At 50.7% G+C, this 23,125-nt stretch carries 24 protein-coding genes, 1 tRNA gene and 1 riboswitch; of the genes, 20 read left to right on the top strand and 5 right to left on the bottom strand.

Translation table 11 applies throughout. The features are described from left to right. Nucleotides 1–150: 150 nt before the first annotated feature. Nucleotides 151–242, bottom strand: a tRNA-Ser gene (locus BCF53_RS05980). Between the two features lie 104 nt (nt 243–346). Between BCF53_RS05980 and BCF53_RS05975 the strand changes: the two genes are divergently transcribed. Both BCF53_RS05975 and hemG read left to right on the top strand, forming a co-directional pair. Then, on the top strand, nt 347–676 hold the full coding sequence (locus BCF53_RS05975) for a YqfO family protein (RefSeq protein ID WP_132700591.1): 330 nt from the start codon (nt 347–349) through the stop codon (nt 674–676). A gap of 147 nt (nt 677–823) precedes the next feature. Next, entirely contained in the window at nt 824–1,363 is a 540-nt protein-coding gene (gene hemG, locus BCF53_RS05970; RefSeq protein ID WP_132700590.1) for a menaquinone-dependent protoporphyrinogen IX dehydrogenase, read from the top strand. Nucleotides 1,364–1,403: 40 nt separating this feature from the next. On the opposite strand, the gene BCF53_RS05965 is transcribed toward hemG, so the two are convergent. After that, a complete protein-coding gene (locus BCF53_RS05965; RefSeq protein ID WP_132700589.1) occupies nt 1,404–1,859 on the bottom strand; it encodes an Lrp/AsnC family transcriptional regulator in 456 nt (151 codons plus the stop codon). Between the two features lie 126 nt (nt 1,860–1,985). On the opposite strand from BCF53_RS05965, the gene BCF53_RS05960 reads away from it, so the two are divergent. The 15 genes from BCF53_RS05960 to BCF53_RS05890 all read left to right on the top strand — a co-directional run bounded on the left by BCF53_RS05960 (nt 1,986) and on the right by BCF53_RS05890 (nt 15,108). After that, nucleotides 1,986–3,398 carry an aminotransferase class V-fold PLP-dependent enzyme gene (locus BCF53_RS05960; RefSeq protein WP_132700588.1) on the top strand — a complete coding sequence of 471 codons (1,413 nt, stop codon included), beginning with the start codon at nt 1,986–1,988 and terminating at the stop codon, nt 3,396–3,398. A 96-nt stretch (nt 3,399–3,494) separates the two neighbouring features. After that, nucleotides 3,495–4,157 (top strand): HEPN domain-containing protein, encoded by a 663-nt coding sequence (locus BCF53_RS05955; protein ID WP_132700587.1) that lies wholly within the window; start codon nt 3,495–3,497, stop codon nt 4,155–4,157. 39 nt (nt 4,158–4,196) lie between these two features. Beyond that, entirely contained in the window at nt 4,197–4,451 is a 255-nt protein-coding gene (locus BCF53_RS05950; RefSeq protein WP_207902660.1) for a hypothetical protein, read from the top strand. 19 nt (nt 4,452–4,470) lie between these two features. Beyond that, on the top strand, nt 4,471–5,169 hold the full coding sequence (locus tag BCF53_RS05945; protein ID WP_132700586.1) for an aspartate/glutamate racemase family protein: 699 nt from the start codon (nt 4,471–4,473) through the stop codon (nt 5,167–5,169). A gap of 14 nt (nt 5,170–5,183) precedes the next feature. Continuing rightward, nucleotides 5,184–5,846 (top strand): HAD family hydrolase, encoded by a 663-nt coding sequence (locus tag BCF53_RS05940; protein WP_132700585.1) that lies wholly within the window; start codon nt 5,184–5,186, stop codon nt 5,844–5,846. A gap of 6 nt (nt 5,847–5,852) precedes the next feature. Continuing rightward, entirely contained in the window at nt 5,853–6,155 is a 303-nt protein-coding gene (locus BCF53_RS05935; protein WP_132700584.1) for a hypothetical protein, read from the top strand. A 71-nt stretch (nt 6,156–6,226) separates the two neighbouring features. After that, nucleotides 6,227–7,453: a D-mannonate dehydratase ManD gene (gene manD, locus BCF53_RS05930; RefSeq protein ID WP_132700583.1), complete on the top strand. Its 1,227-nt coding sequence runs from the start codon at nt 6,227–6,229 to the stop codon at nt 7,451–7,453. A 104-nt stretch (nt 7,454–7,557) separates the two neighbouring features. Next, nucleotides 7,558–8,670 (top strand): 1-acyl-sn-glycerol-3-phosphate acyltransferase, encoded by a 1,113-nt coding sequence (locus tag BCF53_RS05925; RefSeq protein WP_165901821.1) that lies wholly within the window; start codon nt 7,558–7,560, stop codon nt 8,668–8,670. A 107-nt stretch (nt 8,671–8,777) separates the two neighbouring features. Further along, on the top strand, nt 8,778–9,494 hold the full coding sequence (locus BCF53_RS05920; protein ID WP_132700581.1) for a YebC/PmpR family DNA-binding transcriptional regulator: 717 nt from the start codon (nt 8,778–8,780) through the stop codon (nt 9,492–9,494). Between the two features lie 27 nt (nt 9,495–9,521). Beyond that, entirely contained in the window at nt 9,522–9,878 is a 357-nt protein-coding gene (locus BCF53_RS05915) for a VanZ family protein (RefSeq protein ID WP_132700580.1), read from the top strand. 2 nt (nt 9,879–9,880) lie between these two features. Further along, nucleotides 9,881–10,324 (top strand): methylglyoxal synthase, encoded by a 444-nt coding sequence (locus BCF53_RS05910; RefSeq protein WP_132700579.1) that lies wholly within the window; start codon nt 9,881–9,883, stop codon nt 10,322–10,324. A gap of 338 nt (nt 10,325–10,662) precedes the next feature. Beyond that, the gene (locus BCF53_RS05905; protein ID WP_132700634.1) at nt 10,663–11,256 is read left to right on the top strand and encodes a YitT family protein; all 594 of its coding nucleotides are present in this window, start codon (nt 10,663–10,665) and stop codon (nt 11,254–11,256) included. 156 nt (nt 11,257–11,412) lie between these two features. After that, a complete protein-coding gene (locus BCF53_RS05900) occupies nt 11,413–12,366 on the top strand; it encodes a Fe(3+) ABC transporter substrate-binding protein (RefSeq protein ID WP_243645777.1) in 954 nt (317 codons plus the stop codon). A 6-nt stretch (nt 12,367–12,372) separates the two neighbouring features. Beyond that, nucleotides 12,373–14,040 carry an ABC transporter permease gene (locus tag BCF53_RS05895; protein ID WP_243645776.1) on the top strand — a complete coding sequence of 556 codons (1,668 nt, stop codon included), beginning with the start codon at nt 12,373–12,375 and terminating at the stop codon, nt 14,038–14,040. 6 nt (nt 14,041–14,046) lie between these two features. Further along, complete coding sequence (locus tag BCF53_RS05890; RefSeq protein ID WP_132700577.1) at nt 14,047–15,108, top strand: ABC transporter ATP-binding protein; 1,062 nt, start codon at nt 14,047–14,049, stop codon at nt 15,106–15,108. A gap of 38 nt (nt 15,109–15,146) precedes the next feature. Here BCF53_RS05890 and nspC read toward each other — a convergent pair whose 3' ends face one another. Then, a complete protein-coding gene (gene nspC / locus BCF53_RS05885) occupies nt 15,147–16,313 on the bottom strand; it encodes a carboxynorspermidine decarboxylase (RefSeq protein ID WP_132700576.1) in 1,167 nt (388 codons plus the stop codon). A gap of 101 nt (nt 16,314–16,414) precedes the next feature. Continuing rightward, complete coding sequence (locus BCF53_RS05880; RefSeq protein ID WP_132700575.1) at nt 16,415–17,611, bottom strand: saccharopine dehydrogenase family protein; 1,197 nt, start codon at nt 17,609–17,611, stop codon at nt 16,415–16,417. A gap of 203 nt (nt 17,612–17,814) precedes the next feature. Continuing rightward, nucleotides 17,815–17,984, top strand: a riboswitch (FMN riboswitch). A 140-nt stretch (nt 17,985–18,124) separates the two neighbouring features. On the opposite strand from BCF53_RS05880, the gene BCF53_RS05875 reads away from it, so the two are divergent. From BCF53_RS05875 to BCF53_RS05865, 3 genes are all read left to right on the top strand, one after another. Beyond that, complete coding sequence (locus BCF53_RS05875; protein ID WP_132700574.1) at nt 18,125–19,069, top strand: DMT family transporter; 945 nt, start codon at nt 18,125–18,127, stop codon at nt 19,067–19,069. Nucleotides 19,070–19,796: 727 nt separating this feature from the next. Further along, nucleotides 19,797–21,554, top strand: coding sequence for a hypothetical protein (locus tag BCF53_RS05870; protein ID WP_132700573.1), 1,758 nt, complete (start codon nt 19,797–19,799; stop codon nt 21,552–21,554). Nucleotides 21,555–21,627: 73 nt separating this feature from the next. Further along, nucleotides 21,628–22,383 carry a TSUP family transporter gene (locus tag BCF53_RS05865; RefSeq protein ID WP_132700572.1) on the top strand — a complete coding sequence of 252 codons (756 nt, stop codon included), beginning with the start codon at nt 21,628–21,630 and terminating at the stop codon, nt 22,381–22,383. Here the strand turns inward: BCF53_RS05865 and BCF53_RS05860 are convergent. Then, entirely contained in the window at nt 22,366–23,001 is a 636-nt protein-coding gene (locus BCF53_RS05860) for a TetR family transcriptional regulator (protein WP_243645775.1), read from the bottom strand. The two genes, BCF53_RS05865 and BCF53_RS05860, sit on opposite strands and share 18 nt — an antisense overlap. Nucleotides 23,002–23,125: the final 124 nt, after the last annotated feature.

Raw genomic sequence — 23,125 nt, 5'->3', positions numbered from 1 at the left:
TAGGGCGGTGCTGAAGTAAGGTCGTTCGGGATGCGCTCCCTTTGGTCGCGGCCCTGCGGGTCGAACCCGGCGGGAGCCACGAACAAACCCCTTATCGCACCACAAATAAAAAAGGCCACCCCGTTGGGGTGGCCTTTTTTATTTGGAATATGGCGGAGAGTGAGGGATTCGAACCCCCGGTACACTTTCGTGTACGTCTGATTTCAAGTCAGGTGCATTCAGCCGGACTCTGCCAACTCTCCGTTGAGTGAGGCGCATAATACCGGCTTAACTTTTTGTGTCAACAAAAAATCTTGCTAAGCTGCTGAAAATTAACAAAAAAGTTTAAATTGGTGAGGTTTTAACCATGTTTGCAATTGTGGCTTACGTTCCCGTTGATTTTGTAGACAATGTTATTGAGGCAATGTCTGCTGCCGGGGCGGGTGAGATTGGTGATTATCGAAACTGTGCATTTGTGACTACCGGAACCGGGCAGTTTGAACCGAAGGCGGGTGCCACCCCTTTCATTGGTGAAACCGGCAGGTTAGAGAAGGTCGCGGAAGCACGCGTGGAGATGGTCTGTAAACCAGATAGCATTAAGGCGGTATTAACCGCACTGATAAATGCCCACCCTTATGAGACTCCGGCCTATCATGCCTATGAAGTGAAGACGCTGAACGATTTCAGCGAGCGCTGAATGTGCAGGGCCGTCACGCTGTACCTTTCGTTGTACAGGTGTCGCCGGGGTTCTTATAAATAAGTTCAGTTTTTTCAACATTGAAGTGAAACTGAAACAGCGTTCACTGCTAAAATACATCCAAAATATTAAGTAGTAGAGGTCAGCATGCTCACACTCATCATCTATGCAACGGTAGATGGGCAAACCAAAAAGATAGCCGAAACAATCGCCCGGGACTGGCAGGGCGAGGTAGATGTCATTCCGTTTCAGGAGTTTGAAACCTACCCGCGGCGTGATCAGGTCAGCTGTATGGTCATTGGCAGTTCGATCCGCTATGGCCACTACAATAAAGAGCTGATTGAGCTGATCAAGCGTAATCGGGACTGGCTGGCATCGATCGACTCGTCTTTCTTCTCGGTGAACCTGACAGCCCGTAAACCGGGTAAAAGCGACCCGGCCAACAGCCCTTATGTTCAAAAATTCCTCAAGCGCACGGGCTGGGTGCCGGACCATATCGCCATGTTTGCCGGCCAGCTTGCTTACCCGAAGTATCGGTTTATTGATAAGCAGATGATCCGCTTTATCATGAAGATTACCGGCGGCTGTACCGATGGGGTCAGTACCATTGAATACACCGATTGGAACGAGGTTGCTCGGTTTGCCAAAACTATTTCCGGGCTGAGCAGTAAAAAACGTTCAGGCTAACCAGTGACCGAACTTTACGCATGGCCCACTAGAAACAATGCTATTCCAGCGGCAGCTTTGTTGTGTACTTCATCCGTTCCATAGCAAAGCTGGAGCTGACATCGGCCAGTTCCACACGGTTGACCAATCGCTTGTAAAAGCGGTCGTAAGCCTGAATATCTTTCACGACCACTCTTAACAAGTAATCCACTTCGCCGCTCATGCGGTAGGCCTCACAGACTTCCGGCAGGGAATCTACTGCAGCGCTGAACTGTTCCAGCCAGGCTTCGTTGTGGGCTTTGGCGCGAACAAACACGAATACATCGATGCCTAAATCCAGTTGCGCCCGGTTCAGCAGGGCGACCCGCTTTTCAATAATGCCTTTTGCTTCCAAATTCTGAATACGCCGCCAGCACGGGCTGACGGTCAGGTGGATGGTTTCGGCAATCTGCTGCACAGATAAGGTTGCATCGCTTTGCAGTAGATCGAGAATTTTTTTGTCGGTGGAATCAATCATTTTCGTAAAAAGCTGTATGGTTAGAAAATATTTCTAAATAGTAGCGCTTATAAGGCAAATAATAAAAAATAATCGGCGGGTATTAAGCATAGAATTTTCGCCAATTAATAACGGGAGTGACCCCTGATGACCCGCCAGCCATGCTCTAATTCAAGTGAAGAATTCTGGTCCAGCATTCGCAGCAACATCATTGCCGATGCAGAACACCCGGACCGTATCTATGCCGACTGGACCGCCAGTGGTCGCCTGTATGCACCCATTGAAAAACGGCTCACTGAAGTGGCCGGCAGCCTGATGGCCAATACCCATACCGAAGACAGCTACAGTGGTCGTGAGATGACGGCCATGCTTCACCAGGCGAATCAAAAAATTAAGCGTCACGTTAATGCGCAGGATTCCGATGTACTGATCAATGTGGGTACCGGTATGACCGGTGCTTTGGCGCGGTTGATCCGTATTCTGGGCTGGTGGTGCCATGAATCGCACCGCTCGCTAATCCGCATGCACCTGCGTAACCGGCCGCTGATTTACATCACTCATCGTGAGCACCACAGCAATCAGACCATGTGGCTGGAGAGTCTGGCGGATGTACGTATTATCCCTGCGCTGGAAGGGGATGAGATCGATTTGGGCTGGCTGGAACGTGATCTGGCCAATGAGCCGCAGCGATTAAAAATTGCCTCGGTAACGGCTGCCTCAAATGTGACCGGTATTAAAACGCCTTACCATGAAATCGCTCGGCTGATGCACCAGTACGGTGGTAAGTGCTTTGTCGATTTTGCTGCCTCTGCGCCCTATGTAGATATCGATATGCACCCTAATGATGAAGAACGGCTCGATGCCATCTATTTTTCACCGCATAAATTTTTGGGTGGGCCGGGCTCTGGTGGCGTGCTGATTTTCAGCAGCGAGCTGTACCATAACCGAGTGCCGGATGTACCCGGCGGCGGCACGGTGGTGTGGACCAACCCCTGGGGCAAACACCGCTTTATTGCCGATATTGAGCAGCGTGAAGCCGGCGGTACGCCCGGTATTCTGCAAACCCTGAAGGCTGCCCTGGCTATTCAGCTGAAGGAAGAAATGGGGGCGGCAAATATTGCTGAACGCGAAGACTGGCTCAACGCGCAGTTATTCAAGCGTCTGGATGCCATGCCGAATGTACGGGTGCTGTCCGGCCACCACCGCGAGCGGTTGAGCATCTTCTCGATTCTGTTTAACAATCTGGACTATCGCGATGCAGTGGCGGTTCTCAGTGATCAGTACCGGGTTGAAACCCGCGGTGGCTGTGCCTGTGCCGGCACTTACGGTCATCACCTGCTGAATATTGACCAGCCGATGTCCTGCCAGATTACCGATCAGCTCGATGACGAACACCAGGACCTCAAGCCGGGCTGGGTTCGGGTCAGTCTTCACCCTTCAATGACCGAGGCCGATGTTCAGCGCATTGCGGATGCCATCGAGGCGGTTTCAGAAATGCAGGGTAAGCCGGAGCTAAAACCGACTTCGTCCGGGCTGAAAATGTGGCGCCCGCTGGTATAACAGCCCCGTAAATTAAATTTCAATACGGCTCGCTCATGGTTCCGTCAGTGCAAAATGTGATACTTTCTATGCACCTAGGTTATTACGGAACCCTGAATGAGCTCCTTTACTCTGGAAACCGTTTCTGCGCTCAAGGCCGAACTCAAAGCCCGGCAGGATCAGCTCGACCCTAATCATGCCACCCGTCTGCATCGCGCCATCAGCTGGTTAAAGTGTGCTGAAGAGGCCGATAATGCCGATCTTGAATTTATTTCCCTGTGGATCTCACTGAACGCCTGCTTTGCCATCGACCGCTATGGTGATCAGCCGTTAAGCGATCACGACCAGTTCCATCATTTTATTGAGCTGCTGGCACTTCACGATACCGGCAGTGAAATCTACAGCTGCTTGTGGGAAGAATACTCCGGCCATGTAAAGGCGCTCATTAAGAACCCCTATGTGTTCCATGCCTTCTGGCAATCCAAGCGTAACGGCGATGACAACTGGCAAGGCGAGTTTGATCGCTCTTCACTGCAGGCGCTGAATGCCCTGAGCCGCCAACGGGTTGCTGATTTATGCACCATTGTGCTGGATCGCCTTTTTGTCCTGCGCAACCAACTGATCTACGGCGGCGCTACCTATAAAGGCAAGGTGAACCGGCAACAGGTTGAAGACGGTGCCGGTCTGCTGGGTTCGCTGATGCCGGTTATCATCAAAATTATGTTAAAGGCTGCCGATGAAGATTGGGGTGAGGTTGCTTACCCGGTTATTAACGGCTGATCCGCTATTATTTAATCTTTCTTACACAACAGGAGTGAAATGACCGCATTCTTAATGAGTTTTGCCAGATACGAGCAGCATTTGAAATGGCTGGCATTGGTTCTGGGTATTCTGAGTACTATCGCCATTGTTCAAAACTGGTACCCCTACACGATGTTTATCAGTGTGCCGTTCTGCTTAATCTGGATTTATTGCGCCTGGTTGCATACCGAGCGTCAGCTAAAGTACATCAATATTATTTTTCTTATCCTGTACGCCTATGGCATCACCAAGTACTTCCTGGTGGGTGCTTAAGGCTATAAAAGAGCCTCTGATGAAATGTCTCGGAATATTGGGTGGTATGAGCTGGGAAAGCAGCGGCCACTACTATCAGTTGATCAACGAACGCGTTAAGCAGCAGCTTGGCGGGCTGCATTCGGCAGATATTTTGATGCGCTCGGTTGATTTCGCCATTATTGAGCAGATGCAGCGCAAGGGTGACTGGCAGGCCGCCGGTGATTATCTGGCTGAGTGCGCCGCAGGTTTAAAGCTGGGCGGTGCCGAGGGCCTGGTAATTGCGACCAACACCATGCATAAGGTGGCAGATAGGGTTGAACAGGCTTCAGGCTTGGAGCTGATTCACATTGCCGATTGCACCGGCGCCGTGCTGAAACAGCATGGTGTGACGACCGTTGGCCTGCTGGGAACGGCCTTTACCATGGAGCAGGATTTTTATAAGCAAAGACTGGCCGAAAAATTTGATTTAGAGGTCTTAGTACCGGGTGAGTCTGAACGGCAGGAAGTGCACGCCATCATTTACAACGAGTTGTGCCTGGGTAAAACGCTGGCATCGTCACGGCAGCGCTATATTGAAATTACCGAAGCACTGGCCGGGCAGGGCGCCGAAGCGGTCATTCTCGGCTGTACGGAAATTGGCATGCTTTTAAGCGATGACGTGACGGATGTGCCATTGGTCGATACAACACAGGTACACGCACAGCAGGCCGCAGAGTGGATGCTGGGAAACAGATAAAACAGAAGGTGAGAATGACAATTCAGGCAGTATTGTGGGATATGGATGGCGTGTTGCTCGACTCAGAGCGTTTGTGTCAGCAGGCCTTTGTTGATGTGAATGGGCCGTCCGGTTTATTTGAAAACCCTGCCGAGGCCTATCTGGAAACAGTGGGCCTCAACCGTAAAAGTACGCTTGAATGGTACAGCCGGGTGATGGGCTCGCAACAGGCCTGCGAAGCCATGCACCTGGCGGTTCGTGACCGCTATTTGGAATTGATTGAAACGGACCTGGTGCTTAAAAACGGCGCACAGGAAACCCTGGCCTTTCTGGCGCAACGTCAAATACCGCAAATGGTGGTCACCAGTTCGGCCTACGCGACCGCGCAGGATAAACTGACCCGCGCCGGCATCGTGTCATTTTTTGAAGGTATCGTCGGTGGCGATCAGGTGACAAACGGCAAGCCTAATGCAGAACCCTATTTAACCGCCTGTGCGCATCTGGATGTTTCGCCGGAAAACTGCCTTGTTGTAGAAGATAGCCCCAGCGGTGTTCAGGCAGGGTTGGCGGCAGGTGCGAAGGTTGTGCATGTGCCGGATTTACTGCCCACCTCGGATGAGTGGCGCGAGCAACTGATCTGCGCACTGGCGTCCCTGGAGCACTTTCCCGGCTGGTTTGACCACCAGTTTCGGGGCTGAGGTTGTATGCAGAAGGTCCCGTTAAACCGGCTACTGATTCAGCCGACCGTTCAGCTGAAATGGATTGAGCAGCACCGCGAAATAGAATTTCTGATTTCTACAAGGCTACAGAATGAATTTTCAGAGCTTTGGAACACGCTTGGCACGGCCCGGTTTGCAGATTTTGTACAAAGCGAACACGCAACAGAGTATCAACTTCACAACCGCGATCACCTGTTTGCGTTACTGACCGGAGCGGATTACATACGGGCGCTTCACCCGTCCTTTGCTGTAAAGGCACATCAGCCCAATCTGTTGTGGACTATTTAAGGCAAAGCGAAAGCCGAAGCAAAAAAACTAATAACAAAACTACTAATAACAAAACTACGAAGAGGCGAGTAATGAAAATAACGAGTGCGAAAGTGTTTGTTGGCGGGCCTAAAAAGAACTATGTCACGCTAAAGATTATGACCGATGAGGGCGTCTATGGCTTGGGTGATGCCACACTCAACTGTCGCGAAACATTGCCGGCTCATTACCTGCAGGAATACCTGATCCCCTGTTTAATCGGCAAAGACCCGCGTAACAGCGAAGATATCTGGCAGTATTTCTACCGGGGTGCTTATTTCCGTCGCGGTCCAATCGCCATGGCCGCGTTTGGCGCTATCGATATGGCGCTTTGGGACATCAAAGCCAAATTGGCCGGAATGCCCTTGTATCAGCTCTTTGGCGGTAAAAGCCGTGAGGGCGCCTTGCTGTACGCCCATGCCACCGGTAAAGACATTGCCGACCTGGAAGACTCCATCGCCTTTTACCTGGATCAGGGCTACAAGGCCGTTCGCGTTCAATGTGGCATTCCGGATATGCCCACCTCCAGCTATGGCGTAAGCGAAACCAAGGGCGATGTGAAAAACTACATCACCAACTTCGTAACCAACGTACCCGCTGAGGAAATCTGGGATACCGAAAAATACATGCGTTACATGCCGAAGGCGCTGGACCGCTTGCGGGATAAGTTCGGTTTTGATCTGAAGATTCTGCACGATGTTCACCACCGGCTGTTACCGCGTGAAGCGGCGGAGTTTGCCAAAGAAGTAGAACAGTACAAGCTGTTCTGGCTGGAAGACCCAACACCGGCGGAAGATCAGGATGCGCTGAAGTTTCTGCGTCAGCACTCTACGGTGCCAGTCGCGATTGGCGAGGTGTTTAACTCGATCTACGACTGCAACCACCTGATTCAGCAGAACCTGATCGACTTCATTCGTGTTTGCTGTACTTACGCCGGTGGTATTACTCATGTGAAGCGTATTGTGGACTTAGCCGGCCTGCACAATGTACGGACGGGCTTCCACGGCGCACCAAGCCATTCACCGCTGTGTATGGCGGCGCAGGCGCACCTGAATGCCTGGGCACCCAACTTCGGTATCCAGGAGTATCTGGTGCTGGGCACGCCGGAATGCGATGCTCTGTTCCCGTCGAACCATACCGTGAAAGATGGTATGTTCTTCGTCAGCGATGAGCCGGGCCTGGGTGTCGATTTTGACGAGAAAGAAGCCGCGCGTTATGAATTTCAGCGTGGTTATCATCCGGTAACGCGCCTGCAGGACGGTACTGTTTGGAATTATTAACAGTGTGTTTGTCAATGTAATGCGCAGAAAAGGGCAATAAAGGCTGCAAAGCCTTTGTTGTTCCACTACTCTATGCGCGTTTTTCAACCTTGAGATCCTTACCGGTGTTTGACGATATACGCCCATACCACGATGACGAAGCCCGAAGCGTTTTAACCGAAACGTTGAATGACCCTGAATTCAGTAAAACCATTGCCGCCTGGCTTGCCCCCGGCTTGAATATAAAAGCGCCCTGGCTTGTTCGCCCGCTGGTTAAATGGGCATTCAAAGCCTTCACATGGAACGTAAACTCAATCGATGATTTCCAGCGCAAGGTGGCCTTTGTGGTTCGCCGGCTGTTGAAAAAATCCGTCGAAGAGTTTTCTGTGCATGGCCTGGACAACCTCGATAAAAACAAAGCCTATCTGTTTGTTTCCAACCATCGCGATATTGTCATGGACCCGGCCATGCTTAACTGGGCTCTGTACCTGAATGGTTTTCAGACCGTACGGATTGCCGTCGGTGACAATCTGCTCACCAAACCCTTTTCGTCTAACCTGATGCGGCTGAACAAAAGCTTCATCGTTAAACGTGGCTTAAAAGGCATGAAGGAGCGCCTGCGGGCAGCACAGCAGCTTTCAAAATATATTCATTTTTCTATTCTGGATGAAAAGGCCAACATCTGGATTGCCCAGCGTGAAGGGCGTGCAAAAGACGGTTACGACCGCACCAACAGTGCCGTTATCGGTATGTTCAGTCTAAGCCGGCCTAAATCCCGCAGCTATTCCGATTACATTAACGAGCTGAATATCGTGCCTGTGGCCATCAGCTATGAGCTCGACCCGTTGGATGTCGCCAAGGCGCGTGAACTGCATGCTCAGCACACCAAGGGCGAGTACAAAAAAAGTAAGCATGAAGATTTAAACTCCATTGCTCGCGGTATGACCGGCTGGAAAGGGCGGGTGCATCTGGAGTTCGGTGATGTGCTGACCGGTGATTTCGAATCGGATGAAGACGTCGCCAAGGCGATTGATGAGCAGATTCATGGCATCTACAAGCCGTTTGAAACCAACGAATGGGCAGAAAAAACACTTAAAGGTGAATCGCCAGCGGTTGCCAATAGCAATGTCGAAGAGTTGGTGAAGCGGGTCACGTCTGCCCGCGATGACATTAAGCCTTACATACTCAAGCAGTATGCAAACGGTATGCGAATGCAGCGTGGTGAAGAGCCGTTGTAATCGCCTGAGGCTAACTCAAGTCAGGAAATCCGGCTGTTGAGGCTGGTTTGAGAGCGGATTTCTTTATAAAATCCGCCGTCATTTTTAAATATATACAGGAATTTCTCATGGGTCGCGCCTACCAGAACCGCAAAGAGTCTATGGCAAAAACTTCAGATATGAAGGCCAAAATCTACAGTAAATACAGCCGGGAAATTTATGTTTGCGCCAAATCTGGTGGCGTTGAATTGGATGGTAACCTGGCGCTGGCCTCATTGGTTGAGCGTGCAAAAAAAGATCAGGTACCGGCACACGTCATCGATAAAGCGCTGGATAAAGCCAAAGGCGGCGGCGGTGAAGATTTCGATGTTGCCCGCTACGAAGGTTTCGGCCCGGGTAATACGATGATTATTGTTGACTGCCTGACGGACAACCCGAACCGGACTTTCGGTGACGTGCGCTCATGCTTTAACAAGGTAAAAACCAAAATCGGTGGGCAGGGCTCCGTCAGCCACATGTTCGATCACTCGGCCATCTTTGTGTTCAATGGCGACGATGAAGAAGCGGTTCTGGAAGCACTCATGGAAGCCGATGTGGATGTGTCCGATATTGAATGTGAAGACGGCAAGGTCACTGTGTTCACGCCAAACACCGAGTACGCAAAAACCCGTCAGGCATTGCTGGCTGCCTTTGAAGGCATCGAGTTTGATGTTGATGAGGTTCAGTTTGTTCCGCAAGCCACCGTGGAGATCAGTGACGAAGATAAAGAGCTTTTCGATAAGTTCCTCGATTTACTGAATTTCCTCGATGATGTTCAAAACGTTTACCACAACGCTGAGCTGTAAGCGGCGCGGCCCGTTTTGAAACCCTTCATGCTCCGGTCAGTACCTCAGCCAGTTTACCAAGCTGTTTTTTATGCTGCGTTGCTGACCGTCTTTATCCTTTCTCTGTTGCCTGTTGGGCATCCGGATTTTTCGCCAAACGATAAGGTTAACCACCTGTTTGCATACCTGGTGCTTATGGTTTTAGGCTTTCTGGCACACCGCAAGCCAGGCATTACTGCTTTGAAAGTAGTGCTTTTCGGTGTTTTAATTGAGTTGCTCCAGGGGCTGACGGGTTACCGGCTGTTCAGCTTGCTGGATATCGTCGCCAACAGTTGTGGTGTATTGGCCGGGTATTTACTGGTCCGTTTCACCCCAATTAAAAAATATAACAACACAGGAATTTGAATATGGTTAAGCGTAATATTGCGCTGGTTGCACACGATAATAAAAAGAAAGAATTGGTTGAATGGTCGAAAGAAAAGCAGGCGTTGTTTGAAACCATCGGCATTTTCGCAACCGGCACAACCGGCCGCCTGATTGAAGCTGCGATTAACCGCCCGGTTCAAAAACTGCTCAGCGGCCCGCTGGGTGGTGATCAACAAATCGGTGCCAAAATCGCCGAAGGTGAGATTGATCTGCTGATCTTCTTCTGGGACCCGCTTGAGCCGCAACCTCACGACCCGGATATTAAAGCCTTACTGCGAATCGCCGCGCTGTATAACATCCCGGTGGCCTGTAACAAAGCCAGTGCAGACTATATGATCCATTCGCCATTGCTGCACAATGACTATAAGACAGAAGCGCCAGATTTCACGGCCTATACTGAGCGTCAGGTGAAGCAGCTTAAGTGATGGGTAGGATGTAAGACGTGAGATGTAAGACGTAAGATGTTCAGGTTGACACAGGTTCGTGCCTCAACTTTAATTTTGTCTCGCATCTCGCATCTCGCATCTCGCATCTCGCATCTCGCATCTCGCATCTCGCATCTCGCATCTCGCATCTCGCATCTCGCATCTCGCATCTCGCACCTCACCCCCAAACGCCCCCTTAAGGTGCAGCTGTAGCAATTCATTTACAGCTTTTTCTAAATGGTATCTCTAAAAAATATGTTACATGGCCTTCAACTGTTTTCATGAATCAGTAGGATAGCGCCTTTCTTAAATTTACCTTGGAGATCCCTGTGAAACAGATGCAAAGGCACTCGTTTTTTGAAGATATTATTGCGTTATTTACCGCCTGTGTTTTTGTTTCGTTGGGTGTCTACCTGTTTAAGATGTGTGGCTTTCTGACCGGTGGGACCGCCGGGATTGCATTGATTTTAACCAAGCTGACCATGCTGAGTTTCGGTCAGGCGTTCTTCCTGGTGAATCTGCCGTTCTATTATTTGGCCTGGACCCGCATGGGTAAGCGTTTCACGTTGAATACCTTCGTTACCGTCACTGTTGTTTCTTTCGTGAGTGATTGGCTGCCTGCAGTCATAACTATCTCTTCCGTCAATCGGGTCTTTGCGGCTATTGCGGCAGGGCTGCTGGTGGGCATGGGTATTCTTATCATGTTTCGCCATGTGTCGAGCCTGGGTGGTCTTGGGGTGCTGGGTAAATATCTGCAGGAACGTGAAATTATGAATGCCGGTCGGTTCATGATGGCGGTCGATGTGTGCATTGTTACCGTCGGTTATTTCCTGGTTCCGTTTGATGTATTGCTGCTGTCTATCCTTGGCGCAATTGCGCTCAACGTGGTGATTGCTATTAACCACAAGCCCGGTCGCTATCAGATTACCTGATGCTTCTCCAACCAAAGTGCAAATGAGAATTGTTTGTATTAGGGCTGATTCGATATTATCCTCTTACCAAACTCATAAATAAAAAGGTTTGGTATGCCGTCCAAGAAGTTTAATGCCCTGGCATCAGGTGTTTTATTAACAGCGTCAGTATCTGTCATGGCAGATGTGAATGTTTATTCTTCACGCCAGGAAGCTCTGATAAAGCCCTTGCTGGACCAGTTCAGTGAGCAAACCGGGATTCAGGTTAATCTGGTAACGGGGGCAGATGATGCCCTTATCAGCCGATTGCAGTTGGAGGGTGATAAATCACCGGCAGACCTGTTAATTACCGCCGATGCCGGTCGCTTGCACCGCGCCAAAGACGCGGGTTTATTTGCGGCTTTGCAATCGGATGCAGTGAATGAATTGGTACCTGCTAATTTGCGTGATGTTGATGATCAGTGGGTTGGCCTGACCCAGCGTGCACGACCGATTTTTTATGCCAAAGGCCGGGTGAACCCGGACGAAATTGACAGCTACAGCGATTTAACAGACAGCAAATGGGCGGGACGTATCTGTATTCGTTCTTCAAGTAATATTTATAACCAATCCCTGATTGCCTCCATGGTCGAGACCGAAGGTGAAGCGAGCGCTCTGGCTTTTGCTGAGGGGCTGGTTGCGAACCTCGCTCGACCTCCAGCCGGTGGCGATACCGATCAGCTTAAAGCTGCCGCAGCGGGCGTGTGTGATATTGCCGTAGCCAATACCTATTACTTTGGTCGCCTGATGACCAGTGACAAAGAGTCTGATCAGAAAGTCGCTGAAAGTTTAGGTGTGATCTGGCCAAATCAGCAGGGTCGCGGCACCCATGTGAACATCAGTGGCATTGGTTTAACCAAGGCTTCCAAAAACGCGGATGAAGCCGTTCAGCTGATCGAGTTTATGCTGACTCCGGAAGCCCAAACCTGGTATTCCGAAGTAAATAATGAATACCCGGTGGTTGAAGGTATTGAGCCGTCGCAGGCATTGCAGAGCCTTGGGTCGTTTAAGGCAGATTCGGTAAATTTGACTGCGCTGGGTGAAAACAACCAGCGTGCCGTTGAACTGATGGATCAGGCTGGCTGGCGATAGTACTTGTTGTCTTTAGCAGTAAAGCAAAAGGTTCGCGGCGGACAATCGCGTAAGCGTCTGCCGGTGAACTCTCTGGCCGCAGCTTCGGCAATTACTGCCGGTCTGCTGGCTATTCCTATTCTGGTCATCGTGGCGCATGTTTTTACCGGTAATGCCGATGTTTGGGTGCACCTGTCTAAAACTGTTCTGCCGGAATATCTGAAGAATTCTTTTGGGCTGGCGGCAGGCGTCAGTGCTGGCGTACTGGTGATCGGTGTTTCTACGGCCTGGATCACCACTCAATATTCGTTTCCCGGTAGTCGGGTTTTCTCCGTTCTGCTGATGCTGCCGATGGCGTTTCCTGCCTATATCATTGCCTACAGCTATACCGGGCTGCTGGATTTTGCCGGACCGGTGCAGAGCTGGATTCGCTCGGCCTTTAACCTGCGTTACGGTCAATACTGGTTCCCGGAAATCCGGTCGCTGGGCGGTGCGGTATGGATGCTGATCTTTGTGCTGTACCCGTACGTTTTTCTGATGACCCGGGCGGCCTTTCTGGAGCAATCCGCCAATCTTTCTGCAGCCAGCCGAAGTTTAGGGCTCAATGGCTTTAAAACCTTCTGGAAAGTGAACCTGCCTATTGCCCGGCCGGCCATAGTCACGGGGCTGTCGCTGGTGTTGATGGAAACCCTGGCCGATTACGGCACCGTTCAGTACTTTGGTGTGCCTACCTTTACCACCGGAATTTTCCGTACCTTTTACGGCCTTGGTAATGCCGCTGCCGCTGCGCAACTGGCTACGCTGCTGCTGGGCTTTGTCGTTCTGTTGATCGTGCTGGAAAAGTACTCCCGGCGTAAGCAGCAGTACTTCAATAAATCTGAAAGCCGGCAGCGTGCAGAGCTCACCAGGCTGGGCGGGATGAAAGCGCTGGCTGCATTCCTGTGCTGTGCTGTGCCGGTCTTGCTTGGTTTTATTATTCCAGTGCTAATGCTGTTGATCTGGTGTTTTCAGAACCTGGCTCAGTTTGATGCCGCCTTTGTTTCATTGGCCTGGAATTCATTTTCGCTTGCCGCCATCGCCGCGGTGGTCGCTATTGTGATGTCGTTAGCGCTGGCCTATTCGAACCGTTTAAATTCAACTCTGTGGTCACGCGTGGCTATTCAGACGGTTTCGACCGGTTACGCCTTGCCCGGTGTTATCATTGCTATTGGCGTCATGATTAGCCTGGCCTGGTTTGATCATCGGGTCGTCTCCGCTGTTGGTGATCTGATCGGTGTCGATTTTGGTCTGTTGTTTTCAGGCACACTGGTGGCGCTGATTTTTGCCTACTCGGTGCGCTTTATGGCCATGCCGTTGGGTGCCTGCCGTAATGCGCTGGCCCAGATTAAACCTTCGGTCGATCAGTCTGCGCGCTCGCTCGGTAAGACCCCGCTGCAAACCATTCGCCTGATACATGTGCCGCTGTTGCGTGGCAGCCTGTTAACCGCGTTCCTGATGGTTTTTGTTGATGTGCTGAAGGAATTACCGGCGACGCTGATTCTGCGCCCCTTTAATTTTAACACCCTGGCTGTGCGCGCATACGAGCTGGCCAGCGATGAGCGGCTGTTTGAAGCAGCACCGGCTTCACTGATGATTGTGGTCGTCGGGCTGATTCCGGTATACCTGCTGACCTCGTCTATTGTTCGAAGAAGTTAATTACTGATGCCCATAAAAGAACTGAACAACAAATCACTCACCATTAACGATGTTTCTATTCGCTACGGCGATAACGAGGTGGTGACCCGGCTGAATATGCAGTTGAAAGCCGGTGAAATCGGTTGTTTGCTTGGCGCCAGTGGCTGTGGCAAGTCGACTCTGTTACGGGCTATCTCCGGCTTTGGTGACCTGGCAGAGGGGCGTATTCTGTTGGGAGAGCGGTTGCTGAGCGAGCGTGGCTATACCATGCCGGCGGAGCAGCGTAAGGTTGGCCTGGTTTTTCAGGATGTTGCGCTGTTCCCGCATTTAAGTGTTGAGCAGAACATTGCCTTCGGCATCGGTGCCTTAAGGCGGGCAGAGCAGCAATCGAGGGTTGCCGAGCTGCTGGCCGCAGTGGGTTTGAGTGGCTACGAAAAGCGTTACCCGAATTCACTTTCCGGCGGGCAGCAACAGCGTATTGCACTGGCCCGGGCGCTGGCGCCCAGACCCGATCTGCTGCTGCTGGATGAGCCCTTTTCCGGTTTGGATACCATGTTGCGCGACTCTCTGTTAACCGAGGTGCGTAATATTTTGCTCGAGCAGCAAATTACCGCGCTGTTTGTGACCCATGATCAGATGGAAGCCTTTACTCTGGCCGATAAGGTCGCGCTGATGCATAACGGCGCTATTGAGCAGCTGGCGACGCCATACGATATGTATCACAAACCTAAGACCCGTTATGTCGCTGATTTCATAGGTAAGGGTTATTTTATTCCGGCAGAGGTGTTGGCCAGCCATCAGATTAATACCGAACTGGGAGTGCTAAATACCGGCTTTACGCTTTCCCAGCCGGAAGGGGCATCCATGAGCCTGCTGTTGCGACCGGATGACATCGTTCACGATGATCAAAGCAACTATCAGGCGGTGATTACCGGCAAGCAGTTCCGCGGCAGCTACTTTCAATATGATGTAGAGCTCAGTAACGGGCGCAGCCTGGTGTGTTTGGCTTCAAGCCATCACAACCACGCCATTGGTCAGCGCATCGGTATTAAAATGGAGCTTGAGCACATCGTATTGTTTGAGAATTAATGGGCTGCGCAGATGGGCAGCCCAAGGGCAGGGTGCTGTTAAGAAAGGCGGTTTCTGAAATCCTGATACGAAAATTCGCGAATAACATCCAGTTTGCCGGTATCTGAGTTCCATACCGCCAGCGCCGGCAGCGGTGTGCCGTTGAATGTGGATGTTTTCACCATGGTGTAGTGAGACATATCTTCAAAGGTCAATCGCTGGCCAATTTCCAGCGGCTTATCAAAGCTGTAGTCTCCCATTACATCGCCGGCCAGGCAGGTCATGCCACCCAAGCGATAGGTGTGCGCTTTCTCATTGGCTTCACCGGCACCGGTAATATCAGCCCGATAGGGCATTTCCAGTGTGTCCGGCATGTGGCAGGTGGCGGAGGTATCGAGAATCGCTTGCGGTAGCGCATTGAAGGTGATATCCAGTACTTCGCTCACCAGAACGCCGGTACCGATGGCTACGGCCTCTCCGGGCTCCAGATAAACCTCAACATTATACTTGTTACGGAACGCTTTAATGCGCTCAACCAGGCCATCGATGTTATAGCCGGGCGCAGTAATGTGGTGGCCGCCACCAAAGTTAACCCATTTGATGTTGTGAAACAGGTGGCCGAACTTTTCTTCAACGGCGTCGAGTGTTCTTTCCAGTGGCTCAAAACCCTGCTCGCAAAGGGTATGGAAGTGAAAACCGGAAATGCCATCCAGTGCACTCTGATCCAACTCCGAAAGTGGAATACCCAGCCGCGAGCCCGGCGCACAGGGGTCATAGATTGGGACATCACCCTCAGAATGCTCAGGGTTCAGGCGGAGGCCAAAATCCAGCTCCGGGCGCGCCTGAAGCGCTTGTTGTATCTCAGGCTGAAACTTTTTCCATTGCCCGCTGCTGTTAAACAGAATGTGGTCGGCAATCTGGAACAGTTGCTGTAAGTCTGCCTTGCGGTAGGCGGCGGAAAAAACGTGCACCTCACCGGGGTAAAACTCTTTGCCCAGCTTTGCTTCATGCAGGCCACTGGCGCAGGTGCCGGAAAGATATTTGCCGGTCAATTCACCGAAATGCCACATAGAGAAAGCCTTCAGTGCCGCCAGTACTTTTGCACCGCTGCGATACGCAACGTCATTCAGGATTTTCAGATTACGTTCAACCGCAACTTCATCAACGACAAAGCAAGGGGAGGGCAATTGAGAAAGATCGAGCTTTTTGAAATCAGTAAATTGCATTAGGTAGACCCTGAAAATGAAAAAGGTAGTGAGCGTATTGGGGATGGCAGAGCAGGTGAGAGTCACCGGCAAGAGCCCTTGCCGGTGACGGATTTACAGGATCAGTTGAGTTTGAAGTCTTTCAACTCAATAACGTTCCATGGCAGGCCATATTTGTTCATGTCTTCCATGAACAGATCCGGGTCCATTTGTTCCATGTTCCAAACGCCAGGCTTCTTCCAGTGACCTTCCACGATCATCTTAGCGCCGATCATGGCAGGAACACCGGTGGTGTAGGAAATGGCCTGTGACTGCACTTCTTTGTAGCAATCCTGGTGGTCTTTTACCTGATACAAGTACATGGTTTTCTGTTCGCCATCTTTAACGCCGGTGACGACGCAACCAATGCAGGTTTTACCATGAGTACGCGGGCCAAGCGTTGCCGGTTCTGGCAGCAGTTGACGCAGGAACTGGATCGGAATGATCTCTGTGCCATTGAAGTTGACCGGTTCAATACCCGTCATGCCCACATTTTGCAGTACTTCAAGGTGCTTCAGGTAGCTGTCGCCGAAGCTCATCCAGAACTGAGCACGTTTCAGGCTTGGGAAGTGCTTAGTAAGCGATTCCAGTTCCTCATGGTACATGCGGTAAATATTGTAGGTGCCAACTTCATCCGGGCAGGTGAACTCCGCCTTTTCAGACATGGCATCGGTTGTAACGAACTGACCACCTTCCCAGTGACGGCATTCGGCGGTTACTTCGCGAATGTTGATCTCCGGGTTGAAGTTGGTGGCAAACGGATAGCCGTGGTCGCCGCCATTGACGTCGATGATGTCCAGCTCGTGGATTTCATCGAAGTAATGCTTGGCCAGGTAGGCTGTGAACATGTTAGTGGCACCCGGGTCGAAGCCACTGCCCAGCAATGCTGTTAAGCCGGCCTTCTCGAAGCGTTCCTGGTAGGCCCACTGCCAGCTGTATTCAAACTTTGCCGTTTCTGGTGGCTCGTAGTTGGCGGTATCCATGTAGTGAACACCTGCGGCCAGGCACGCATCCATAATGCTCAGATCCTGATACGGAAGGGCAACATTGATCACCAGCTCTGGCTGCTCTTGTTTAAGCAGGGCAGTCAGCTCTTCCACGTTATCGGCATCTACTGCAACAGTTCTTATCGGGTGATCGATAGAAGCGGCAATTGCATCGCACTTGGCCAATGTACGGCTTGCCAGAACAATTTCAGTAAAGACAGATGAAAGTTGCGCAACCTTGTGAGCAACTACATTTCCTACGCCACCGGCGCCGATAATCATTACTTTTGCCATTTTCTTCCTTCCAGGATAACGCGCGACCAGGCGCAAAGGGTGTTTAAATAATCCGCTAACTTTAGCATTAAGGGTTGAAACTACAAATACACCTGAGCAGCTCAGGCTATTTTTTTGGAGGCGGAATTTTAGTTTTAGTTAGCTAAATTACAAGCATTAGTATCTATGTCACTTTTATTTTTCTATTTGAAAGGTATGATTTATCTCGACTTCAGGGCGGGGCGAAATTCCCCACCGGTGGTAACTGCACCCGGTTGACACAAAACCATGCAGAAGCCCACGAGCGCTTCACCTATATATAGTAGGTGTAAGGTCAGCAGATCAGGTTGAATTCCTGAGCCGACGGTTACAGTCCGGACGGAAGAAGTCGAAAATTGATGTGCCTTATTCGGCCCGGCTTTTAATGTTGTCGTAATGACTCGTTAGGCATGGTTTCGTCGGTCTACGCTGCTGATATTTTCAATCCTTCCAAAGAAGCTCTGTCACCCTTGTAAATTTTTTGAGGACACAATTGTGACAGGTACTGTTTTTATTATTTTTGCTACCTTTTTCTGGGCGCTAGATACGCTCATTCGCTATCCATTGCTTAATGCCGGCCTTGCCGCAATTCAGATCGTGTTTGTAGAACATCTGATTCTGGTTGCAGGCCTGTGGTGCTGGCTGCTGATCACGCGGCAAAAGCTGTGGGGTTTTTCCCGCAAGGATATACCTTCTCTGCTGGTGATTGGTGGTTTGGGGTCTGCTATAGGAACGCTCGCCTTTACCCAGGCGTTTTCTTACATGAACCCAACTCTGGTTATTTTGCTGCAGAAGCTGCAGCCGGTTGTGGCCATCAGTCTGGCGGCTCTGTTGTTGAAAGAAAAGCTCAACCTGGGGTATCTGCTCTGTGTGCTGCTGGCATTCAGCGGCAGCTTTATGCTGATGTATGCCGATATCGTTGCGCTGCTCTCAAGTAACGGCTGGCATTACTCACCGGAATTGCTAACCCGGTTGATCGGTTACGGCTTTACCTTTATTGCTGTTATAAGCTGGGGTGCCAGTACGGTCTTCGGTAAAAAGCTGGCATTGAAAGGTTACAGCAGCGGGCAAATTATGAATGGCCGGTTTACCGTTGGCTTGGTTGTACTGATGCCATTTCTGTTTTCCGGGCTGCCATTTGAGCAAGCCGTCAATGTCGGCTTTGCCGGAAAAATTCTGCTGATGGTTTTAATGTCTGGCGCGTTGGGGATGCTGCTTTATTATCAGGGCTTGAAGAAGGTCGATTCCAAACACAGTGCATTAGCGGAAATGGCGTTTCCGGTTATGGCTGGAATTATCAACTGGGCGGTTCTGGGAATCACCCTTGCACCACTGCAAATTGCCGGCGGGGTAATTCTGGTTCTGGCGAGCTTTGCGGTTCATTTTGATGCGCTGACTGCGCAGCAGAAGTTTACAAAACGTCAGTCTATCGTCAGCTAATTCAGCGTCTAATTTAACCCCCTGTCAAAGACAAGGGGTTAGTTAGCTAAAAGTTCTATTTTCTTCTTTAAACTTTATGTATAGATGCCCTGAATCATATGATTCCTGCTGGGTTTTGGTATCCTTTGCACCAGTTGAATAACGCTAGGAAATGGCCTGAGTTATTGAACCGGATTTGAGCAGCCGCAACCAACCTGGTGCATAGATTCATTGATTCGTTTGGCTCATAAATGTTTTAAAAAGAGCCGTCTAATTTTTGATCACACACTGTCGTATAGTTGAACTGACCGATCTAATTTTTCATCAGTCAATTTTGTATTTTATTTTTGTATATCGAGGAATCACTAATGGAACGAAACGAACCCGACCGACCGTCCTTAACCGCATTTGTTAAAGTTGTAAATGACAGCAACAAATCAAATCGCCAGGCTCAGACGATCTCTAACAAACAAACATGGCGAACGGACACTTCAGAAGAAGTTACGGTACAGGGTGTGGCAATTCTAAGTAATAACTGATTCCATACTTATCCATCTGCACAATCTGTGCGAAAAGCGTTAAAGCTTTTCAATCAATATTTAAACACCGGCAAGCGTAGTCGGTGTTTTTTGTCTCAGACCAGTCTATTTCAATCATCCTCTCTCCTTATTTCCCGAAACCCGATAAAAACCTAAATATTTCAAACTGCCGGGCGATAATACTTCTGAGATAGCTCGGAATCGTTAATATGCTTCAGTTGAGAAAGTTTAATAAAGCTCTGCTTAGTGCTTTCTTGTTCCTGCCGGTTACTGTGCTGGGTGCCCAGGGCGCGGTGGATATAGGTATCAGCACGACCACTCAGTCAGAAGGCCTGGGCCTGGCAAGCCACTACCAAATTATTGGAGCTGAGGGGCTGGGGTTCGATTTCGGCTATGAATATCTGGATGAGATTGAGTATGAAGCGCTGGATGCCTCTATCAGCCATGAGATGAGGCAGCTTGAGGCCGGAATGATCTATCAGGTGGGTGATCAGGGTATCCGGATGCAGTTTAAAGGCAGCACAGTGATGTCTCTCACTGAAGTCGACTACGAGGGCAGTGAGGTTATTGCTCGCTACCAGACCGGTTACCAGCTGGGTGTGGGTTTAAGTGCGCCGATATACAGTAACTTCAGAGCCTTCGTTGAAGCGGGTTATCAGGGATGGATCAATGCCGAGGTGCCATTTCACCTGCGTTGGCGCTACGGCATCAGAATGATGTTTGGTCAGAGCCCGGCCGAAAAAGAGCGGGCATTGCGGTTGGCCGAACAGGCCGAGGCCGCTGAACAGGCGCGGATACTGAGAGAAAATCCGCCAACGACCATTAATGCCGGTGTGCCCAAGTATATTCCCGGCCATATGTCAGAGTCATTACCACCTATCGTTGCTTTTTCTGAACTGTGTAAATGTTTTCCGGCCGGGCCATACACCCTGCAGTTAGGCGAGTTCAGCAATATGCAGCAAGCCATTCGTGGGCTGGAATACCGGGGCTTGAGGCAGTTCTTTAATTCCTACGCCTATCAGCGTGAGCCACTGGCGGTGTTCCTGTCGCAGACAGAAGAAAACGGCCCGGTGGGATTGTACATTGGTGAGATAGAGACATTAGACAAGCTGGCCTACTGGCAGCATGAGCTGAAAAAGAACGCACTCAATGCCCGTATGCGCAAGGTGATCAATGGTGGTGATCGGCAGAGTAATGCCAGCGTCAAACTGGTCGATGTTGAAGTGGAACAGCAGCCTCTTTACAGCGAAGAAGAAATTCGGCGCATGAACTCGTTGCCGGATGACAGTACTAAGTCAGCTGCAGAGAGCGCTGATAGCGATCAGCTGATTGCGGAAAAAGAAGCCTACCAGCAGGAGCTGCAGGCCATGCAGGCTGCACAGAATCAGGTGAATGAGTCGGGTGCTATGAGCATTGGCATTACCTATCAGATGGGGCCTATGAGTCAGTCGTCACTGGAATCTCTGCTTTCCGGCCGTGAATTCAAATCAGTTCTGTCTTCTTCCGGGCACCAGAAGGCGCCGGAGCGGCTTAATCTTGTCTGGGATGAAGGCAAGCAGGAGGCGTGGCTGAGCTTCACCGGCTTTGCCAGTGAGCAGCACGCGGATGAATGGCAGGCGTGGTTGGAATCTGCCGGTTACGTTGCAGAGCCGGTGTCCAAGGCATTTGTGCCGATGGGCGATGTCTATCACTTCCAATTGGCTGAGCCGTTACAGGAGTTCAGCGTAGAAATTGACCGCAGTGAATCCGTCTCGGCGATTCTCAGCCGCATGCGTTCAGCAGAGGTTCTGTGGTTTCATGCCTTCCAGAGGATCAACGATCAGCCGGTGCTGACGTCTCTAAACTGGTCTAATGCCGACGAGCGCTATCACCTGATTGTGATTAATGTCGCTTCTGCTGCCGAGCAGGCCGACATCTGGGGTGACCTTACCGCCGTTGGTTTGTTGCCGTCACTGGCAGAGCCCTGAGTTCTGCCTGTATCTGGCAGTCGCCTGAACAGAGTTCCGCTGATACCATACGCAGCTGTATCAAGGAGTGCGTATGGAAATTACTGTTGAGTTGCTGGGTCTTCTTTTTATCGTTGCTGTTATCGCCGCCTGGGTGGATACCCTTGCCGGTGGCGGTGGCCTGATCGTTTTACCGGTTTTACTGTTTTGTGGTTTAACGCCGGTTCAGGCTTTGGCAACCAATAAGTGCCAGGGGTTTGTGGGGACTCTCACCGCGACGATGACACTGATTGTTAAAAGGAAGTTAAGCGTTCGTAAGCTTCCGGTGCTGATGTTCTATACCGCCATTGGTGCGTTGACCGGAACCTGGTTGATCCAGCAGATTAATACCGACTGGCTGCAGTGGTTTGTTCCGGTGTTGTTGCTGTCTATAGCCGGCTATTTTTGGCTGGTGCCTGCTGTCGGTGCTGAAGAGGGCGTACCTAAGATGCAGGAAAAAACCTGGGCCCGCTATGTTGTTCCGGTTATCGGCTTTTACGATGGTTTCTTTGGCCCGGGAACGGGGTCTTTCTTCGCGGCCAGTCAGGTGGCATTGCGCGGTAAAAAGCTGATCGAGGCGACTGTCGTTGCCAAACCTTTGAACTTTGTTTCCAACATTACGTCTTTGCTGCTCTTTGCAGCTGGCGGCCAGGTGATCTGGCTGATCGGCGTAGTGATGATGGTCGGGCAGATGCTTGGCGCGGTGCTTGGAGCGCACTCAATTTATTGGGGGGGCGCGAAGTTAATCCGGCCGATCGTTATCTTTATGTGCATTGCAATGTCGGTGCGGCAGTTATGGCTCATCGTTTAATACATGAGCGCCGGCGAACAGCATTTTAATGATGATGACCATCTGATCGATAATCTCTGGGTGCTTTTCTTTTGGCATTTCCAAAGCATCAGCGCCCATTGCAAACACCAACCGGGTAATTCCGCGGGCGATTAGCTCTGGCCGCATAGGCACTTTACCGGCTCTTTTACCGATGCTGATGATGTCGTCAGTCAACTCCTGTTCAAAGAAGGCGAGCTGCTGTCGAACGGCGTCTTTGTAACGGTCAGTACCGACAATGCCTTCTCTGAGCAGGATGGGCAGGTAATGGCCATCGGCGTAAAGTTGCTCGATGAAGGTTTCAACGGATTTACGAACGATGCCTTTGTTCAGTTCCTGTGTTTTGAATCGAGCCTGACCGACGACTGTTCTCAGTGTCGAACCCGCCAGATCAATGATGGTTACAGCCAGTTCCTCGGTGCTTTCAAAATGGCGGTAAAAGCTGTTTGGCGCAATGCCGGCCTCACGGGTAATTTCCCTTAAACTCAGGGTAGAGATAGAGCGGTTGGGGCCAACAAGGCGCAGCGCTGCATCCATAATATCTTCGCGACTGATCGTTGCCTTTCGGCCGGCAGGCTTTTTGTTTGGGGTTTCGGTCACTGATGTTTCCTGTAGAAGGGATGGTCGCAGTGTAACTTATATTGCTTAAGCCTGTCTCTTAAGTGAGGGTGCTTGTTGCTCTCTTCAGCCGTGTTCAGGGGTAAAAATTAAGCATAAAACGCAC

The sequence above is a fragment of the Reinekea marinisedimentorum genome (assembly GCF_004341165.1).
In the GTDB taxonomy this organism is placed as follows: Bacteria; Pseudomonadota; Gammaproteobacteria; order Pseudomonadales; family Natronospirillaceae; genus Reinekea; species Reinekea marinisedimentorum.
Note: the sequence above shows the minus strand (reverse complement) of the source record. Positions and strands in the feature narration are given on the sequence as shown.

Bases quoted from the DNA above. Each gene is read 5' to 3' on its own strand.
- BCF53_RS05890 (WP_132700577.1), top strand. From the start codon at position 14,047: ATGCCCATAAAAGAACTGAACAACAAATCACTCACCATTAACGATGTT.
- nspC (WP_132700576.1), bottom strand. From the start codon at position 16,313: ATGCAATTTACTGATTTCAAAAAGCTCGATCTTTCTCAATTGCCCTCC.
- BCF53_RS05865 (WP_132700572.1), top strand. From the start codon at position 21,628: ATGGAAATTACTGTTGAGTTGCTGGGTCTTCTTTTTATCGTTGCTGTT.
- BCF53_RS05910 (WP_132700579.1), top strand. From the start codon at position 9,881: ATGGTTAAGCGTAATATTGCGCTGGTTGCACACGATAATAAAAAGAAA.
- BCF53_RS05965 (WP_132700589.1), bottom strand. From the start codon at position 1,859: ATGATTGATTCCACCGACAAAAAAATTCTCGATCTACTGCAAAGCGAT.
- BCF53_RS05940 (WP_132700585.1), top strand. From the start codon at position 5,184: ATGACAATTCAGGCAGTATTGTGGGATATGGATGGCGTGTTGCTCGAC.
- BCF53_RS05920 (WP_132700581.1), top strand. From the start codon at position 8,778: ATGGGTCGCGCCTACCAGAACCGCAAAGAGTCTATGGCAAAAACTTCA.
- BCF53_RS05960 (WP_132700588.1), top strand. From the start codon at position 1,986: ATGACCCGCCAGCCATGCTCTAATTCAAGTGAAGAATTCTGGTCCAGC.
- hemG (WP_132700590.1), top strand. From the start codon at position 824: ATGCTCACACTCATCATCTATGCAACGGTAGATGGGCAAACCAAAAAG.
- BCF53_RS05915 (WP_132700580.1), top strand. From the start codon at position 9,522: ATGCTCCGGTCAGTACCTCAGCCAGTTTACCAAGCTGTTTTTTATGCT.
- BCF53_RS05950 (WP_207902660.1), top strand. From the start codon at position 4,197: ATGACCGCATTCTTAATGAGTTTTGCCAGATACGAGCAGCATTTGAAA.
- BCF53_RS05935 (WP_132700584.1), top strand. From the start codon at position 5,853: ATGCAGAAGGTCCCGTTAAACCGGCTACTGATTCAGCCGACCGTTCAG.
- BCF53_RS05975 (WP_132700591.1), top strand. From the start codon at position 347: ATGTTTGCAATTGTGGCTTACGTTCCCGTTGATTTTGTAGACAATGTT.
- BCF53_RS05905 (WP_132700634.1), top strand. From the start codon at position 10,663: ATGCAAAGGCACTCGTTTTTTGAAGATATTATTGCGTTATTTACCGCC.
- BCF53_RS05900 (WP_243645777.1), top strand. From the start codon at position 11,413: ATGGCAGATGTGAATGTTTATTCTTCACGCCAGGAAGCTCTGATAAAG.
- BCF53_RS05945 (WP_132700586.1), top strand. From the start codon at position 4,471: ATGAAATGTCTCGGAATATTGGGTGGTATGAGCTGGGAAAGCAGCGGC.
- BCF53_RS05870 (WP_132700573.1), top strand. From the start codon at position 19,797: ATGCTTCAGTTGAGAAAGTTTAATAAAGCTCTGCTTAGTGCTTTCTTG.
- BCF53_RS05955 (WP_132700587.1), top strand. From the start codon at position 3,495: ATGAGCTCCTTTACTCTGGAAACCGTTTCTGCGCTCAAGGCCGAACTC.
- manD (WP_132700583.1), top strand. From the start codon at position 6,227: ATGAAAATAACGAGTGCGAAAGTGTTTGTTGGCGGGCCTAAAAAGAAC.
- BCF53_RS05880 (WP_132700575.1), bottom strand. From the start codon at position 17,611: ATGGCAAAAGTAATGATTATCGGCGCCGGTGGCGTAGGAAATGTAGTT.